The 17,519-nt window shown below is 36.5% G+C and carries 18 protein-coding genes; 1 reads left to right on the top strand and 17 read right to left on the bottom strand.

Annotation, left to right across the window (positions count from 1 at the left end):
* The 12 genes from A2294_03605 to A2294_03660 all read right to left on the bottom strand — a co-directional run.
* The coding region (locus A2294_03605; protein ID OGH85687.1) for a hypothetical protein at nt 1–758 on the bottom strand (758 nt) is incomplete at its 3' end.
* Nucleotides 759–800: 42 nt separating this feature from the next.
* Nucleotides 801–1,376, bottom strand: coding sequence for a LemA family protein (locus A2294_03610; GenBank protein ID OGH85688.1), 576 nt, complete (start codon nt 1,374–1,376; stop codon nt 801–803).
* Between the two features lie 16 nt (nt 1,377–1,392).
* Nucleotides 1,393–2,754: a glycine--tRNA ligase gene (locus A2294_03615; protein OGH85742.1), complete on the bottom strand. Its 1,362-nt coding sequence runs from the start codon at nt 2,752–2,754 to the stop codon at nt 1,393–1,395.
* Nucleotides 2,755–2,783: 29 nt separating this feature from the next.
* Nucleotides 2,784–3,335 carry a ribosome recycling factor gene (locus A2294_03620; GenBank protein OGH85689.1) on the bottom strand — a complete coding sequence of 184 codons (552 nt, stop codon included), beginning with the start codon at nt 3,333–3,335 and terminating at the stop codon, nt 2,784–2,786.
* A gap of 9 nt (nt 3,336–3,344) precedes the next feature.
* Nucleotides 3,345–4,409 carry a hypothetical protein gene (locus A2294_03625; protein OGH85690.1) on the bottom strand — a complete coding sequence of 355 codons (1,065 nt, stop codon included), beginning with the start codon at nt 4,407–4,409 and terminating at the stop codon, nt 3,345–3,347.
* Between the two features lie 50 nt (nt 4,410–4,459).
* Nucleotides 4,460–5,428, bottom strand: coding sequence for a hypothetical protein (locus tag A2294_03630; GenBank protein OGH85691.1), 969 nt, complete (start codon nt 5,426–5,428; stop codon nt 4,460–4,462).
* Between the two features lie 44 nt (nt 5,429–5,472).
* Entirely contained in the window at nt 5,473–6,591 is a 1,119-nt protein-coding gene (locus A2294_03635; protein ID OGH85692.1) for a hypothetical protein, read from the bottom strand.
* Between the two features lie 133 nt (nt 6,592–6,724).
* Nucleotides 6,725–7,732 (bottom strand): rod shape-determining protein, encoded by a 1,008-nt coding sequence (locus A2294_03640; GenBank protein ID OGH85693.1) that lies wholly within the window; start codon nt 7,730–7,732, stop codon nt 6,725–6,727.
* 27 nt (nt 7,733–7,759) lie between these two features.
* Nucleotides 7,760–9,196 (bottom strand): hypothetical protein, encoded by a 1,437-nt coding sequence (locus tag A2294_03645; protein OGH85694.1) that lies wholly within the window; start codon nt 9,194–9,196, stop codon nt 7,760–7,762.
* Between the two features lie 27 nt (nt 9,197–9,223).
* Nucleotides 9,224–10,696, bottom strand: a complete 1,473-nt coding sequence (locus tag A2294_03650) for a hypothetical protein (GenBank protein OGH85695.1) — start codon at nt 10,694–10,696, stop codon at nt 9,224–9,226.
* 3 nt (nt 10,697–10,699) lie between these two features.
* Complete coding sequence (locus A2294_03655; GenBank protein ID OGH85696.1) at nt 10,700–11,107, bottom strand: hypothetical protein; 408 nt, start codon at nt 11,105–11,107, stop codon at nt 10,700–10,702.
* 2 nt (nt 11,108–11,109) lie between these two features.
* The gene (locus A2294_03660) at nt 11,110–11,715 is read right to left on the bottom strand and encodes a hypothetical protein (protein OGH85697.1); all 606 of its coding nucleotides are present in this window, start codon (nt 11,713–11,715) and stop codon (nt 11,110–11,112) included.
* A 109-nt stretch (nt 11,716–11,824) separates the two neighbouring features.
* Between A2294_03660 and A2294_03665 the strand changes: the two genes are divergently transcribed.
* The gene (locus A2294_03665; protein OGH85698.1) at nt 11,825–14,047 is read left to right on the top strand and encodes a hypothetical protein; all 2,223 of its coding nucleotides are present in this window, start codon (nt 11,825–11,827) and stop codon (nt 14,045–14,047) included.
* Between the two features lie 39 nt (nt 14,048–14,086).
* On the opposite strand, the gene A2294_03670 is transcribed toward A2294_03665, so the two are convergent.
* The 5 genes from A2294_03670 to A2294_03690 all read right to left on the bottom strand — a co-directional run bounded on the left by A2294_03670 (nt 14,087) and on the right by A2294_03690 (nt 17,518).
* The gene (locus A2294_03670; GenBank protein ID OGH85699.1) at nt 14,087–14,488 is read right to left on the bottom strand and encodes a 50S ribosomal protein L7/L12; all 402 of its coding nucleotides are present in this window, start codon (nt 14,486–14,488) and stop codon (nt 14,087–14,089) included.
* Nucleotides 14,489–14,500: 12 nt separating this feature from the next.
* Entirely contained in the window at nt 14,501–15,031 is a 531-nt protein-coding gene (locus A2294_03675; protein OGH85700.1) for a 50S ribosomal protein L10, read from the bottom strand.
* A gap of 168 nt (nt 15,032–15,199) precedes the next feature.
* Nucleotides 15,200–15,886: a hypothetical protein gene (locus tag A2294_03680; GenBank protein OGH85701.1), complete on the bottom strand. Its 687-nt coding sequence runs from the start codon at nt 15,884–15,886 to the stop codon at nt 15,200–15,202.
* Nucleotides 15,887–16,069: 183 nt separating this feature from the next.
* On the bottom strand, nt 16,070–16,330 hold the full coding sequence (locus A2294_03685) for an exodeoxyribonuclease VII small subunit (protein ID OGH85702.1): 261 nt from the start codon (nt 16,328–16,330) through the stop codon (nt 16,070–16,072).
* A 6-nt stretch (nt 16,331–16,336) separates the two neighbouring features.
* Complete coding sequence (locus A2294_03690; protein OGH85703.1) at nt 16,337–17,518, bottom strand: exodeoxyribonuclease VII large subunit; 1,182 nt, start codon at nt 17,516–17,518, stop codon at nt 16,337–16,339.
* Nucleotide 17,519 lies beyond the last annotated feature (1 nt).

Below are 17,519 nucleotides of genomic sequence, written 5' to 3' on the forward strand. Positions count from 1 at the left end.
TTAGGCCCAACTTTGGAGACTCCATAATCTAAACCTAATCCAAAAAAACCTAAAATCACCACAAACCAAATTATTTTAAGAGTTAGACCAACGACCAATAAACCAAACAATAAACCAAAAACACCTCCCCACACACCTCCGGGCCACCAGCGCTTGCTACGCGCGAAGATTGAAAAAAATATACGTAAAACAAAAAACAAAAAAAACAAAATTAAATAACCATATTGATCAAATTTTTGTTGAAAATTTTTGTTGCCGGGTCTTAGTTTGTCGGAAACATCTTCATTTTTTATAACTGATTCTATTGTTTTAATTGTTTCCACCACGCCTTTGTCGTAATCACCCAGTTTAAAATAATGTGCGGTTATCTGATCAATAATATTGTGAGCTGTGGCATCGGGCAAAGCGCCCTCTAAGCCATAACCAACCTCCAAACGCATTTTTCTGTCGTCCCTTGCAACTAAAAATAAAACGCCATTATCAGCACCCTTTTTGCCAATTTGCCAATCTTCAAACAATTTTACGGCAAAATTTTCTATAGTATCTCCTTCTAAACTGGGAATGGTTATCACCGCTATTTCGTGTTTTGTTTGATTCTCAAAAGCACTAAGCTCTTGTTCTAAATTTGCCTTATTTTCTTGGCTTAACATTCCGGCAAAATCGCTAACAAACCCGGTTGGTTTACCGGGATTATAATAGGCGAAGACGATTTGTGGAAAAAACAAAAATGTAAAAATTACTAAAATTAATCGCCTCATATTTTGAAACAAAATTGGGAGAGGTTTCCTTTTCTTAGATTCCTATTTAACTTCTAAATTAACCTTAGGTGCTGTAGCGGCTTCTTGTACTGCCGCAAACATGGTGCGTGGAGAAAAACCAAACCAACCGGCAACAATATTGCGAGGGAATATTTTAACGGAAACATTGTAGATCTGCACGGCGTCATTATATCTTCCTCTTTCCACACTAACGCGATTTTCCGTACCTTCTAATTGCGCCATGAGCGTTTGCACAGCTTCTACAGATTTTAATTGCGGATAGTTTTCCATAATTACCAGCAATCGAGCCAAAGCACCCTCTACTTGATTAACCGCTCCCACTTTTTCTTCTGTGGTGGCAGCTCCGGCATATTTAGTTCTGGCTTCGGCCAAGTCTCCAAAAACTTGCTGTTCTTGTTTCATTGCCCCTTTAACAGATTCCACCAAATTAGGAATCAAATCAAAACGTCTTTGATACTGATTTTCTACTTGCGCCCAAGATTTGTTTACATTTTCGCGACCGCCAACCAAACCATTATAAATACCAACTAAGGAAATGATGATAATGATTATCACTGCCACCACCGCCCCTAAAACAATCTTTGTTGTTTTGGACATAAAATATAATTAAGAATTAATTAAGTAATTTATTTCTAAAATATTCTCTTAATTCACTCACCGCAATTCTCTCTTGCTCCATGGTATCACGGTCGCGCACTGTGACTTTATTATCTTCCGGGGTTTCAAAATCCACTGTCAAACAATAGGGCGTGCCAATTTCATCTTGGCGTCTATAACGCTTGCCAATAGAACCGGTTTCATCATATTGAGTCATAAATTCACCCCACAGATCAGCTTGAATTTTGCGCGACAGTTCAATTAAAGGCTCTTTTTTAGATAAAGGCAGAATAGCTACTTTAATTGGCGCGAGTGTTTTATGCAGACGCAGTACTACTTCTGTTTCGTGTTTGCCCTCGCTTTCTCCGCTTCTGGTTTCCACCTCTTCAAAAGCATCCAATAAAAACAATAGTGCGGCCCTGTCACACCCCATAGACACTTCGGCAATCCACGGGATAAATTCTTCCCCTGTTTCCTGATCCTTATAGTTCATATCCATCTTGCTGTATTCGCCGTGACGAGATAAATCCCAACTCCCTCGGTTATGCACACCGGCAAACTCTTTCCAGCCCATGGGAGTGTTATATTCAATATCCCAAGCATCCTTGGCATAATGAGCCCTTTCATTTTCTTCATGCTGGCGCCAACGTAAATTTTCTTGATTGTTAACTAATCTTTTATACCAATCCATACTCCACATTCTCCATTCCTGATAAATTTTATCCACTTCTTTGGGATTAACAAAATACTGCATTTCCATTTGTTCAAATTCACGCATGCGAAAAATAAAATTCTTCACAGTGATTTCATTGCGAAAGGCTTTGCCTATTTGAGCAATACCAAAAGGCAATTTTTTTCTCATGGAGTCTTTAACACTTAGATAATCAAGATAAATCCCTTGACAAGTTTCGCCGCGCAAATAAGCTTCACTTTTTTCATCTTCCACAGCGCCTAGCTCTGTTTTCATTAATAAATTAAAATTCTTGGGTGCGGTTAATTCTCCGCCACAATCAGGACAATTAATGTTCTTTATGTCTAAAGGCTCTTCTTTAACATAACCCGGCTCCGCCTGTCTTTCTTCTAACAAATGATCCGCCCTAAAACGATGATGGCATGTTTTACATTCTACCAACGGATCGTGAAAACTGGCTATGTGACCGCTGGCCTCCCAAACAATTCTAGGAGTCAAAATAGAAGAATCCAAACCAATTACATCGTTGCGCTTTTGCACTAATGCTTTCCACCATGATTTTTTAATATTATTTTTAAATTCCACGCCCAGCGGGCCGTAATCATAACTGGCTGAAAAACCGCCATAAATTTCCGAGGAAGGAAAAATAAATCCGCGTCGTTTGCAAAGGGAAATCAATTTGTCCATTTTAGATTGTTCCGCCATAAATTTTAAAATTAAATCGTCATTACTTCTTTTTCTTTTTCGTCAGCTAATTGTTTTAAAAAATCATTTTGCTCTTTCATCGTTTTTTCCAATTTTTCCTGCAAAGCAAAACGCTGATCCTCACTTAATAATTTGGATTTTTCTTGTTCAGATATTTCGTCTCTTATTTTATCGCGCAGTTGACGCAAGGAAATCCTAGAAGCCTCCAATTTTTGATTAACTACTTTTAAAAGTTCCTTTCTAAATTCTTCGGTCATAGGAGGCATTACCAAACGTACCATTTTACCGTCATTTACGGGATTTAAACCAATATTAGAAACCAAAATAGCTTTTTCAATTTCCTTAAGCATGGTTTTATCCCAAGGTTCAATAGTTATGGTTTTAGGGTCAGGAACCGCAATAGAGGCCACGCCCTTTAAATTCATTTTAGTACCATAAGATTCTACCAGAACAGAATCCAAAATGGCGGAATTAGCGCGACCGGTGCGCAAATGGCTTAATTCTTCTTTTAAGTGTTCCTGAATTTTTTTAAATTCCGGTAAAAAATTTTCTATTGTTAGCATAATTGATAATTATTTTTTAATTGCTTGCCCAAAACCCAGATACATTATTTTGGGATCGTTAGAATCGATAAGTAAAAAAGTTGGCGGACGAGAACTGGGCAATTTAGAAGTCATCCACTTTACACCGCCGTCAACCGATTTGTAGAAGGTAGAGGCGGTAGCATAATAGATCTCATTAGAATTTTGCGGATTAACCGCCACTACTTTAATATCCGCACCATTAGGAGGGGTTAGCAATGTCAAAGCCTGCCAACTCACACCAGCGTCCCCGGTTTTAATTAAACCATATTGCGAGGCCAAAAGTAAACCTTCTGCTTTAGGATCAAACAAAATTAAATCATGATAAACATACGCTCCGCCATACTGTTTTAATCCTTGATTTAAATCGGTCCAGGAAACCCCGCCGTCTCCGCTTCTATAAAGTCCTTTTTCTTGTGTGGCCAAATAAATGATCTTGCTATTTAAAGGATTAACAATCATTTTAACGATTGGATTTTCAAATCTGTTTAAAACCACCCAGTTTTTTCCAAAATCAGTGCTTTTAAGAAAATCCCCCACACTGTTGCCGGCATATAAGATGGCGCTGGAAAAATTATCAGTTGCAACGGTGGTTAATCTAACCTCCGGACGCCCTTCTTGATAAATAGGAACATAAGTGCGACTACAATCTTCCGTTTTTAAAATTAAATTGCCCAAAGCCATGTAAACCCAGCATTTATTTTTATAATCAATAGCCACCCCGCTAACCGTTCCAGCCTTAATTTGTTCTGGTTTTTGCCAACCATTGCCACCATTATAACTAAAAAGTAAGCCGGTATTAACGCCGGTCGCGTAAAGAGCGGCGTGATCCTGCGGATCAAATGAAAGGCTTAATACCGCTTCTTTAGAAAAATTCAAAACTTGTCCGCCAATTGTTAAAAATTGTGATCTGGAAACCCAAGTTGCACCCTTATCACCGCTTTTAAAAATCCCACCATCGGTCACGGCTGGCGCAGAACCAATTTGTACGCAACCAACGCCAACTAAAACTAAGGTGGCTATTAAGAAAAAAGAAAAAAGAAAAAATTTACGCATACTGATAAAATTTTCTGCCAGACTTAACCGGCGCAAAAATATGATTTAAATTAATAATAAAAAAGGATTAAATTTTCTAAAATTAAACGCGGATGAATATTCTGTCTTAACATAACCTGGGCTTCTTCTATTTTTTTAATTATTTCTCTTATTTCACCAATTTTTCTTTTTCCTGACTGCGCTCTTAAATCCGGTAAAAAGGAAATATTTTTAATCAAGTCCTCTTTGTTATCTAACTTAAGTAAAAACAAGTCGCGCCAAAAACTTAGCCAAATATCCAAAATGTTTATCAAATTATCCCTAGCCTCTATATGGTCTTCTTTATCTTTAAAAAAACTTTCTAGTATTCGCCATCTTTCTTTTAAAGTCCCTTTTAGTGATTTTAAAAAACGTTCAGCTTCCGTTTTATAAAAATCATAAGTGGCTATATCAATTAATAAATTTTCGGCTTTAGCCGGACGATTAAAAGATAAACCGGCAATTTCTAAAGCCTTTTTTTGATCCACCCCTTCTTTAAGGAGGGATTGATAAATGGTTTTTGTGGCCACGGGTAAAAAACGAATTATTTGGCAACGTGATTTAATAGTAGGCAAAAGTAAACTTTCATCACTAGTCAAAAGTATAAGTAAGGCCTCCTTAGCCCGGGGTTCTTCCAAAGTTTTTAAAAGAGCATTAGCGGCTCCTTTGCTTAAAAATTCCGCCTCATCTACTACTACAATTTGCCGCCCGCCAACCAAAGAAAAATGATTAAGATAATCTCTAATTTTCCGAACACCATCAATAGAGATGTCTTTATGTTTTTTGCCACTTTTTAAATCAATTTCCCTTTTAACTAAAAGCCATTCGGCTCCCCCGCCATCTTCTAAACTAATTTTTCCTTTCTTAAACCAGCCAAGCAATTCTTTGGTCATTTCCCTCGTTCCTGATCCAACAGCTCCTACAAACAAGTAAGCGTGAGATAAATTTCCTTTTTCCCAAGCTCGGTGCAAAAACTCCCTTTGTGCTTCATTTCCTACCATATTTTTAATTCTAGCCAAATATTTTAAATCACTGGTCCATTATATCATTTTATCAGCCTTAAGACAACCTCAAAAACTCCTTTAGCTGTCGCCTTCCAGCTAAAATCTTTAGCCCTAATAAAACCTTTTAAAATAATCTCTCTTTTTAAATTTTCATCTTTAATTAATTCTTCCAAAGCCGTGGCAATTTCTATTGGTTGATAAGGATTAACTAATAAGGCGGCACCATGAGAAATTTCTGGCATAGAAGCTAGATTAGAAGTGATAACCGGGGTTCCTACGGCAAAAGATTCAACAATTGGTATACCAAAACCTTCATAAAAACTGGGAAAGACAAAAGCCTCGGCTCCGGCCATAAGATAAGGCACGTCTTTTTCCTCCACCCAACCAGGAAAAATAATATCTTCTTTCCACGGGGAATTTTCCGCCTCTTGTTTAACTCTGGCAAAACCAAAACCCGGTTTACCTAAAAGTAATAACTGAAAATTAGGGTTGTCTTTTTTAAAAATATTAAAAGACTGAATGATACCGTTGGTGTTCTTTTTTTCTTCCAACCGCCCAATGGTTAAAAAATATTTTTTCCGCAAGCCATATTTTTTCTTTGTGTTCTCAATTAAATTTTTGTCCAGATTTTCTTTAAAAGAAATATTATCAAAGCCATTATAAATTGTTTCCACTTTCCCTTTTTTAAAAATATACTTAATTTCTTCCTTAACAAAATTAGATGGCGTAATAATGGTGGCCCTCTTAAGAGCAAATCGGCTGGCAAAGCGGGAATAAAACCTTTCAAAAAAAGAATAGCCTCGGGGGAAACGCAAGCCGCCCAAATCATGAATGGTGATTAAAGTTTTGATCGGGCAAAAAAGGGGTAAAACATGAGCCGGCACAAATAAAACAACATCACTATGCCGATTAAATCTAAGCATTTCCAAGGAAAGACGCACCTGCGTCCAAAGACGCCGCGGCGGCCAACTTAAAACTTTTTCCTGCCAATTAGGCGGTAAATTGGCTAATTCACCTTTTAATTTTTCACGGCTGTAAAGAATTACTTGCCAGTCGCCAGGGATAATCTTCTTTAGTTCTTGGATGACAAAATAAGCATACCATTCTACGCCGGTTTTTTGTTCATTATTGGCACGGGAGGCATCTATTAAAAATAGCATAATAATATCTTTGTTTAGTGGTACTGAAAATAAACAAACTTGTTATCAGAATAACCTTTTTAGATACCTTTTGGCAAGAGCTAAATAAAAAACCAACACTCACAATTGAGCGCCGGTTTTTTATTTTTTACTTTTATCTTGTAGCTAAAATGGAACGTTTATAGGCGTCTAAATTTTCCAGAGCAATACCCGCCCCTTTGACCACGCAAAGCACCGGATCGTCGGCTACAAAAGCCGCCACACCAATGGCTTTGGAAAAAAGTTGATCAATATTTCTTAATTGCGATGTTCCGCCGGATAGAACCATGCCTTTATTCATTATATCTGCGGAAAGCTCGGGGGGCGTATCAAACAAAACTTCTTTTAAGGCCGACACCATTCCCAGCAAATCATCTTGGATAGCTTCGGTAATATCGTCAGAAGACAAAACAATAGTGCGAGGCAGACCATTTATCATATCACGACCCTTTACTTCCATGGTCAATTTTTTATCTAAGTACGTTGCTGAACCCACTTCTATTTTAGCTTCTTCAGCCGTACGTTCGCCAATTGCCAAATTATATTTACGGCGTGTAAATTCCTGAATTGATTTATCTAATTTATTGCCACCGATTCTGACTGAGCGGCTACAAACAATGCCACCCAAAGAAAGTACGGCCATTTCCGCTGTGCCGCCACCAATATCAATGATCAAATGACCGGAAGCGCTACCAATGGGAATATCGGCGCCAATAGCCGCAACGATTGGTTCTTTAATAATATAAGCAGCGCGAGCTCCGGCAGCAATAGTGGCATCAATTACGGCGCGTCTTTCAGTGGAAGTAATACCACCGGGCACCGCCACCATAACTTCCGGCCTAAAAAGATGCACCCCGCCTAAGGCCTTATTGATAAAATAACGCAGTAAGGCTTCGGTGGCTTTGTAATCAGCAATGACACCGTCTTTTAAAGGACGGCTGGCCACTATAGTATCAGGTGTCCTACCAAGCATATCATGCGCTTCTATGCCCACTGCCAAAATTTTATTATCATTTTTAGAAATAGCAACAACCGAGGGTTCGTTTATTACCACGCCTCTTCCCGGCACATAAACCAAAATACTGGTTGTGCCTAAATCAATGGCCAATTTCTTTAAAAACATAAATTAAGTGAGAGCGGCTAAAACTTCCTATTTAATCTCATTTATTTTAAACTCTCTGTCTACGGTTAAATCCGTATCTTGAGAAAAACTCTTCTCCTCCCCTTCTGTCTTATCAAAATTCAAATCTACTGTCAACGCCGATCCGATAGAACCCAATTGCTTTTGAACAAATAATGTGTACGAACCATTTTTAATTTGTTCGGCAACTCTTGGAGGCAAAAAATATTCAATAGTTAAAGTTTTCTTGGTTTTTGGTTCCACACTTAAAAAACCGCCAAAAAAAACTTTATCCAAATCATTACTCACATCTGCTTCAACTTTTTTATTCTGCTCATTTATAAAACCATCGGCACTGATCAGACGCGAACCTTCCGGAACATAAATTCTAGTATAAGTACGATAGCGCGTAGTTTTCCAATCAAACTCTCCCCCGTGGTCATATTCAATAGATACCCTGGCTTTATAATCATTTCCTTCCAAACTAAGTTCATATTTAATTTTTCGCTTAACGGCCGGATCGGTTTTTAAACTGGCCAAATTGGCATCTACCACCAAAAGATAATCGGAATCGGTTTTCTTGATAGCGCCGGACCAATTATTTCTTTCTAAATTTTTTTGCAACTCTTCGTTGTTGCTAAAAATCATAATTTGTTTTTGTTTAAATAAATCCATTCCCAAACTCAACAAATCCTGCCACTTCCAAGGGGGCAAGGAGGTGACTTTTTTTAACAACTCAAAACTTAAATCTTTAATTATAGATTTACGTTCCTCTTTTTTTGCCCCTTCATCTTTGTAACCGTATTCCACGTGATACTCCAAAGCCTCGGTAAAATTTTCAGCAGAAAATTTCTTATCCCTGACACTTAAAGGCCCTGTAAGCGCCATTAATCTTTCTACTACCGTAGGAGTTAAACCTAAAACACCGTCAATTTTAGAACCGTTTATTCCTCCCTCAAAACGATAAAACCACAAGGAGGTTTTGGCTGAAGTGGGAAAATCCGGCGACCAATTAGAATCTCTAAAAAACCAAAGCTCTTGCTTCAAAAACTTTTTCAAAGGCGCTGGCGATTCTACTCTAAAATCTGTGGGAGCCGCCCAATCCAAATTTTCCGAACCGTCGGTTTTTAAAATATCAATCTTTCCGCTATCAACCTTAACTAAGGCATAACTGCCAATAAAACCCCCGCCGGGTCTAATTTCCGTATTATTCAAAAACAGAACCAAATAAGTCTGAGGTCTGGTAAAACCCAAAAAAGAGGGCACAAAAGAAAGCGCATCTTTAAAACTTTCCGCTTGATTAAAAAAAGTTTCTTCTTGTTTGTTATTAATGAAACTATTTTTATAAAAGAACCAAAAACCAAGACCAAAAATCAACAATGAAAAAAAGACAACGGAAAAAAATTTCCAATATTTAAAACGTCTTTCTCTGTGGGCAAATGGTTGAATCAGGGGTGATTTTTCCATAAAAATATCAAACAGTTAATAACGGACTTATTTCTTTTTGGCAACGTAGAAACCTAAATACTTGCCAAACATCAGTCTGGTTTGAGCATCAATGGCAGGGACAGAACCAAAAATAATTAAGGTGACGGGCAAAAGAATCCACTGCAGAATCATTATTAAATATCCCCAGTGTTTACGCCTTGTCGGCGGGGGTAAAAGAAAGAGACTGAAAATTGAAGAAAAAACAATACCGGCCATTGATAGATTCATTAAATTTTCTAAAGTGAAAGGTGTGTTTTGATAAATGGCCATACTGCGCACGGCTTCTGGAGCAAAATAAAGAGGCAGGCGACCACAAATGAAAATTAAAATTGGCACACTGGCCCAAGAATACATCCCCTCTCCCAAATTAAATAGATACTTAATTTTTTTACCCCAAGAAATATGCCTGTGTTTTTTAAAATGCCAAACCATAAAAGGAAAATGCTCCACACCCCAAGCCCAGCGGCGCTGTTGTTTATAAAGATTTTTTACACTGTCCCAAAAATTTTCTCCTTTAGCCGTGTACATGGAAACCGGTAAATACATAGGCACCACGCGGTAATCCCCACCATAACGTAAAAAGCATTGTAAAAAAATACGCGAATCTTCTGTGACGATATTTTTTTGCCAAAAACCCACATCAACCAAGGCCTGCCAAGACATACTATGTGAAGAAAAAGTAAAAAGCCGATCCGGCCTCTCTAATTCTGTCATAATCCAAAAAGTGGTACCAAAAGCAGTCACTCTAAGCAAGGGATTACTTTCCCAAATATTATTATTGTATAGGGCCACCGGCTGATAAGAAGCTCTCAGGGGATTTTCCACCGTGGAATATAAATAAGAAAGATGGGCAAAATAATTTTTGTGAACTCTAGTGTCTATATCAAAACTGGAAACAACAATATCTTCGTAAGGAATTTGCCATCCATCAATCATTTGTTGCACCAGATGACCGGCATAATTTAAATTAGATCCCTTGCCGGGAATTTCTCCGGGCATATCAACCGGATGAACAGTGACAATAAACTTTTTGAAAAAACTGCCATAAATTTTTTCCAACTCAAAGGCATTTTTTTCAAATTGTGCCTTATCCCTGGCTTCTCCGCACAAAACAATAATTATTTTGTTCAAAGGATAGTTAACCTGGGTTAAATTTTTTAAAGTTGCATCTATAATTTCAAAAGATTCTTCATAAGTGGGCAAGAAAACCAAATGAACTAATTTTTGCCAACCAGGAACTTCGTCCTCCAATTTTTTTTGCCAATCAATTTTTAAAGTTCGGCGCATTCTAAAGCCGGAGAGAAAAAGGTAAAAAATAAAATAACTAACTCTTAAAAACCAATACAAATCAAAAACGATAATAAAATAAATCAACCACAGAGGTTTAACAAAAGATAAAATAACGGACAAAATTAAGGTTGTCCAAACAAGAAACCCCGGGATAATTTCTAAGATTCTATATTTAAAATAATCTGACATAAATTAATTTTTTTGACGCGGCAAGGTAATATTAGGCTCTCCGCCGTAAAGCGGCTTAATAAAAGATGCGGGGTGATTAAATTTTTTTTCTATTTCTAAAATTAATTTTTCATTAGTGGAATTTTTTTTTATATCCAAACCGATAACCTTAATTTTTTTTGCCAAGACTAAAATGTTTAAAACAGCCACGGCCTGGCGTACTCCGGAAAAGCTCCCTTCTCCCTCCAACAAAACCAATCCTTTAATTTTATTCCAAGAGAGATTGTTTTCTTTTAGGAAACTATCCAAAAAAAATAAAAGGTTTAAGCGCCTTCCTTTTTTATTTTTTTCTTTTATTACTTTTTTATCCCGCAAAAGTTTAAGGGTCAGCACGCCCAACTTGGTGACATCAATTAAAACAATGGAAGGCATAATTAAAAAAGACTTTTGGGAACTTTAATTTTATCAATCAAAATCAAGTGTTTATCGCTTAGAACGTCGGACAAAAATTTATCGGCCACATCACGGCGAAAAATAAATTCTTTTGTTTTCATCAAAGTGTAGCGTAATTCTTCTTCTGTTTCTTTTTCAAAATTTTTAATTGTCTTTTCCGCCTCTTTGGGTAAAATTGTGCCCACCAGCAAAATATCCACCGAGGATCCCTTATTTTCCACAAAATGGCCGCTTAAAAGCAAAAATTCTATTCCGCTTAAATTTTTTAAAGAGGAAATAAAATTTTGTTCTTTAGAAAACCTATCCTTAATTAAAAGATTTTCCAATTCCTTATTTAAGTGACCCCCGGTGTTTAATTTGTAATATTTTCTTTTTTCTGCCCCCGGAGACTTATCCAGGGAATCCTTTTTGTCGCTATCCATCACCACTTGCAAGGCGGATAAATTACCTAATTCGCGCCTGATGGCATTAATAGGCAGGCCTAACTTCCGAGAAAGTTCCCTAACAAAAAAATCCTTGTCCGGATTAGCCAAAAAAAACTTTAAAACTTTAAGTCTGGTTTTTGAACCAAAAAGATGTTCAAGCATGTTTGGTTAAATTAAAAGCACTTTTCTTGTGCCTTGACTTTAAATTTAGTATAATACAAAAAGATTTAAACAGCAAGACAGCTTATTTATTTTTCTAGATTGTCCCCATATGCTGGACAAGCCGGAATTGAATACTTTTTTAATTCAACCACCCGCCAGAGACAGATCACAGATAATCATTTTTTTAGGTCCGGCAATTCACGGCGGAGCCAATAAGGAAAGAATTTTCATTCTAGGAGAAATCTTGTCCTCAAATTTGGATTTAAAAAATAAAATCCAAATTTTTATTAATCAACTGGCTAAAAAATACCAAGAATTGGAAAGGGAATCTCCTTTAATTGCTTTTGAAAACACCCTGGAATGGGGCAATAATTTTTTGCGAGAAAATTTTGACAGTCAACAATTATCCACTATCAGTATTCTTTTTGGATCATTGCGCAATGAACAAATGCAATTTGCCGTAGGAGGAAGAATCGGCGCCCACATTTTTTATAAAGAAAACGACGAATATAAAAACATTGATCTGATTAAAAATTATTCTGTGGAAAACGAGGGAAACGTTTTTTTTCCCAATCTTGTCTCCGGAACCATTCATCATAATAATTTTACTTTATTTGCCACCCCAACGACTTTTAATTATTTAACCACAGATCGTTTACAAAAAATAATTACTGGCAATAAATTAGAAGATATTTGTCCGCGTTTGGAAACTCTGCTTAATGAAATTGAAAATCACGCTGCTTTTGGAGGAATTTTATTGGCTTGGCCGGAAAACAATGAAACAATAGAAAGACCGTCTGCTTTTAAACTAACCCCCAATGAATCTGTCCGCCAACTAATGACAAAACAAAAAGAAACAGCACAGATTATGTCTCCAGCTCTTTTCAATAGCATCAAAAAATATTTGCGTGAAAGAAAAAACAAAAATTCAGGGACAGCTAAAAAAGAAGACACAGAAACAATTAAAAAAATCACCAAAATTTATACCCGGTTAACTGGCTGGCAAGGAAAGTTAAGAAATTTAGTGCAAAAAATCTTAACAATTTTGGGCCAAACAATTTATAAATTTTACTTAGCTTTTAAAAAAACAATCATTTTTCTATTAAAAATAGAGTGGCGAACACCAAACAAAGCCAAGGAAACTTTGAATCTGGGAATAAAACAAACTGCGGCCCAAATTAAAATTCCTTTTATTTATTTAGTTAAAAAGTATTTAGCCATCGAAATTAAAAAAAGAATTTTGTGGACTCTTTGCGTGATAGCTTTGATAGCTGTTATTATTAACCTTTCTTTCAACTATCACCGCCAAAAAACAGTGCAGGAGACAGCCTCCTACATGCAAATAGTCACTTCTATAAAAGAAAAAATAGATGAAGCGGACTCTAATCTTATCTATAAAAATGAAGATCGGGCGCAAGAATTATCCAAAGAGGCCAAAGAGCTACTGACACAGCTTCCTGCGGTAACAAATAACCAAAGAAAAACTTATTCCGATCTTTCTAACGATCTTAAACAAATCATCTACAAAATGCAAAAAATTCAAACCGTTGTTCCACAAGATGAGCTGAATTTAAAAGCCCTTAAAATGGAAAAAGGTCCCGAGGCTTTCTTTAAAACTTCCACTGGATTTATTTTTTTAGCGGTTAATTCCCCCACACTTTACATTTACAATTCCGCCACACAAAAAACCAAAAAAATAATCAATGATAAATTATCCGATTTAATTTATGCAGGCGTGCAAAAAGATAATTCCATTCTTTTAGTTTTGAAAAATAATGAAATCATTCAATTTGACCCCGATAATGAAACTTTTTCCTCCAGCCAAATTGTTTTACCCAACCAAAGTAATCAAATATCTTTAGCCGCCACCTATAATGCCAAGCTCTACTCTTTAGACATTCAAAACAATCAAATTTTTAAGCATCTGCCTTCTACCACCGGTTTTGGCAAAGGGGAAGAATGGCTTAAAAAACAAACCAAAGTGGATTTCACCGGCGCCACTTCGCTAATGATTGACGGTAATATTTATTTATCAAAAAATAACGGTCAAATATACAAATTAGAAAATGGGGTATTACAATCATTTGATTTAAATTTGCTGGATCCGGTTTTATCTACCGCCACAAAAATTTATACTAAAAACGGTTCAGATAATTTTTTTGTCTTGGATCAAGATAAAAAAAGAGTAATTATTTGGAATAAAATAACCAATAAATTATTTTCTCAATTAACGGCTGCCGAATGGGACGATCTTAAAGACTTTTCCGTTGATGAAAAACAAAAAAAAATTTACCTTTTAAACCACGATAAAATATACAGCGCTAAATATTAAAAAAATCTCCGTTGAAACGGAGATTTTTTTAAAACCAATTTATTTTAAGGCAACTTTTCCGCCGGCTTCTTCAACTTTCTTTTTGATGGATTCGGCAGTGGCTTTATCAGCGCCTTCTTTTACCATTTTAGGAGCACCATCAACCAAAGCCTTAGCATCGGCAAGTCCCAACCCGGTAACTTCACGCACAACTTTAATCACATTGATTTTGTTGGCGCCGGCTTCTAATAATTCCACATTAAAAGAAGTCTTTTCTTCTTCGGCAGGAGCGGCAGTGACGGCACCAACGGCCATAGCCATAACTGGAGCGGCGGCGGAAACACCAAACTTTTCCTCCAAGACTTTAACCAATTCGGCTAAGTCTAAAACCGACAATTTCTCAATTTGTTCAACGAGAGTTTTAAATTTCTCGGGAACAACTACATTTTTTTCTTCACTCATAGTTGTATTAAATTAAGCTGTTACTTTTTTATCTTTATAAGCGTTAAAAACTTGTACAAGTCCGCGTAAATTTCCGGCCAAGACATTTACAAAACCGGAGATTGGGGCTTGGATAGAACCAACCAATTTGGCCAAAAGTTCTTCGCGAGAAGGCAAGGTGGACAAAACTTTTACTTCGTTGGCGGAAATAAAAGAATTCTGCCAAAGGCCTCCTAAAAGCGCCATTTTGTCATTGGTCTTAGAAAACTTGGTAATTATTTTTACCGCATCTAATTTATCACCAAAGTCAAAATTTAAACCAATAATGTGGCCCGGTAAAGTTTTAGCGTCATAATTGATACCGGCTTCTTTAAAAGCCAAATTCATTAAGGTTTTTTTAATAACAGCGCATTCAGAATTATTTTTGGATAATTCACGTCTTAAATTGGTAATGTCCTTAACTTTTAAACCTTTGAAGTCAGTCAAAATAACCATCTTGGATTCTTTTAAAGCCTCCACTAAGGTTTTAATTACCGACTCTTTTTGATTTCTACTCTTAGGCATAATTGTAAACAAAAAATCTGTGTTCTGCCACAGACTTGAAAACGGGTTTGCTTCGACCTATTTTGCCTTATTTAAGACAAAATTAGCTCACCTCGGCAGGAAATTAAAGCCTTAAGGGCTACCTGCTATCTATGGTTAAAGATATTATAGATGAGAATATAAAAAATGTCAAGTAATAATTGTGCCCTTAAAAGGCTTATTCAAAATGGCTTTGACCACTTCTTTTAAATTTAAACCATTCATTACAACTACCTTGGCGCCTATTTTTTGCGCCTCGCGACTGGCGACCGGATCAAAAGGCCAATTGGCCCCCGGCTCCCAAACATCACCTACTATTTTTCTATAATCGCTCCAAGATATTTTTTCAAATTTTACGGCATCAGAAAATTTACGCGGATCTTTGTTATAAACATATTCGGTGTTGGAAAGATTAATCACGGTTTTGGCCCCATAAAGTTCCGCTAATTTTACCGCGTCATAATCTGTAGACCAACCCGGCTTCCAACCAGCGGCAATTAAAATTTTTTCCGTCCATTTTATTTTTTTTGTCGGATCTTTAATTACAGCCGGATGTGCTACATCACGAAAAATTGTTCTCATTAAATGGGCATTCAGTCTGGTAGAGTGAATACCTATCCAATCTATATCATCTGTTTCCAAATCTCCCAAGTCATAGGCTACTTTTTGATAATTTCTGGCAGTTTGCCCACCGCCGCAAACAATTATGAACCGACATTCTTTTTTAAGAAAATCTAAAATCAATTTTTTAAAACCTTGTAAAAATTCCAAATTAAAACCCTCTTTAGGAATAATTAAAGATCCGCCTAATGATAAAACAATAATTTTTCTGGGCATAATTAGCAAGAACACCTGCCTTTTAAACCACTCTTGCAACAACCGGCCTTAACATCTCTTACTTCAATAGAACGATTGGCTTGACTGCGGCTGGGAGAACGAAAAGCCACCTTGCCCGCCGTGGATTTTTTGCGTGAATAATTTTTCATACTTTTAAAAAAGAATTTTTAATTATAAAATTTTTTAAAACAAAGTAGCCGTATCCTCTTCGTCTTCTTCATCTCTTTCTACTGCTTCATCTTTTTCAAATTTTATTTTAATTTGTTTTACTTTATTTTCTATATTGCCCAAATATTTTTTTAATTCCTGAACTAAAATTATACCCTCTTCAAATTTTTTAACACCTTCCTCCAAATCCACATTACCCTTTTCAAACCATTCCACAGTTTTTTGCAAATCGTTATAAGCTTTAGCAAAATTTATTTTATTTGTTTTAGCAGACATAAAATTTTAATTATTAAGTTTGGTCACTTTGGCTCCCAGGTTGCCTTTTCCTAATTCTATCATAAGATTATCCCCCAAAGCTACCTCTTTAATACTTTTAACAATTCCTTTGGGGCCATGCACGATACCATAACCTCTTTGAAGCAATCTTTTAGGATCTAAATTATTTAAAAGCCGGTCAAAAGAATTAAGATTATCAAAATAATTTTTAATCTGATAAAAAAATCCGTCAAAATTATTTTGAAATTTAATTAAAAGCTCGCGGCATTTAATAAGAGGTTCTCTAATTCCCTGTTCAATAAAAGAAAAAAGTTGATCAACCTGATGATTTAAACTTTTGATTTTAAAATTTAAAGTACTTTCCATTTGCTCGAAAGTAAAATTTAATTCCGACAAAATTTCTCCGCGACTAGGGACAACCAATTCTGCCGCATTAGACGGCGTAGAGGCCCTAACATCGGCCACATACTCTGCCAAGCACTCATCGCGTTCATGACCAATACCGCAAACCACTGGCAGACGAGTGGCGTAAACAGCACGAGCCACTTCTTCGCTATTAAAGGCAATCAAATCTTCCATAGATCCTCCTCCACGCGTCAAAACACAAACGTCATAATCAGAAGCGTGCACATTTAACCATATAAAAGCCTGCAAAATTTCTTCCACTGCTGTTTGTCCTTGCACACTTACAGGGAGAAAATCCACCTCCACTCCACCCCAACGATTGTTTAAAATCCGTACAAAATCTGTGTAAGCAGCAGCCTCGGGCGAAGTTATCAAAGCAAGACGTTGGGGAAATCTTGGCAAAGGCCTCTTGCGGGCCTCATCAAATAATCCTTCGGTTTGCATTTTTTTCTTCAGCGCCTCATAAGCCTTTTTTAAAGTCCCTTCACCCACCAGTTCTAAGGTATTAACAGTAAAAGACATTTTGCCGGATTTGGGGTAAACCTTGGGATAACCGGTGACACGAACTTTCATGCCATCTTCCAAAGGAACCTTTAGCGTCCAAGTTGTGGCAAAACAAGATAACAATCCGTTTTCATCTTTTATATCAAACCAAATCCATTTTTGTTGAGAAACTTTAAAACCGGTTATCTCGCCTTCTACCACAATAGTACGATAAGGATCAAGAGAAATTAAAGTATCATTAAGAAATTGTAAGTATTCGGAAACGGAAAAAATTTTCATA

It is taken from the genome of Candidatus Magasanikbacteria bacterium RIFOXYB2_FULL_38_10 (assembly GCA_001783145.1).
Lineage (GTDB): Bacteria > Patescibacteriota > Patescibacteriia > Magasanikbacterales > UBA10003 > GWC2-40-17.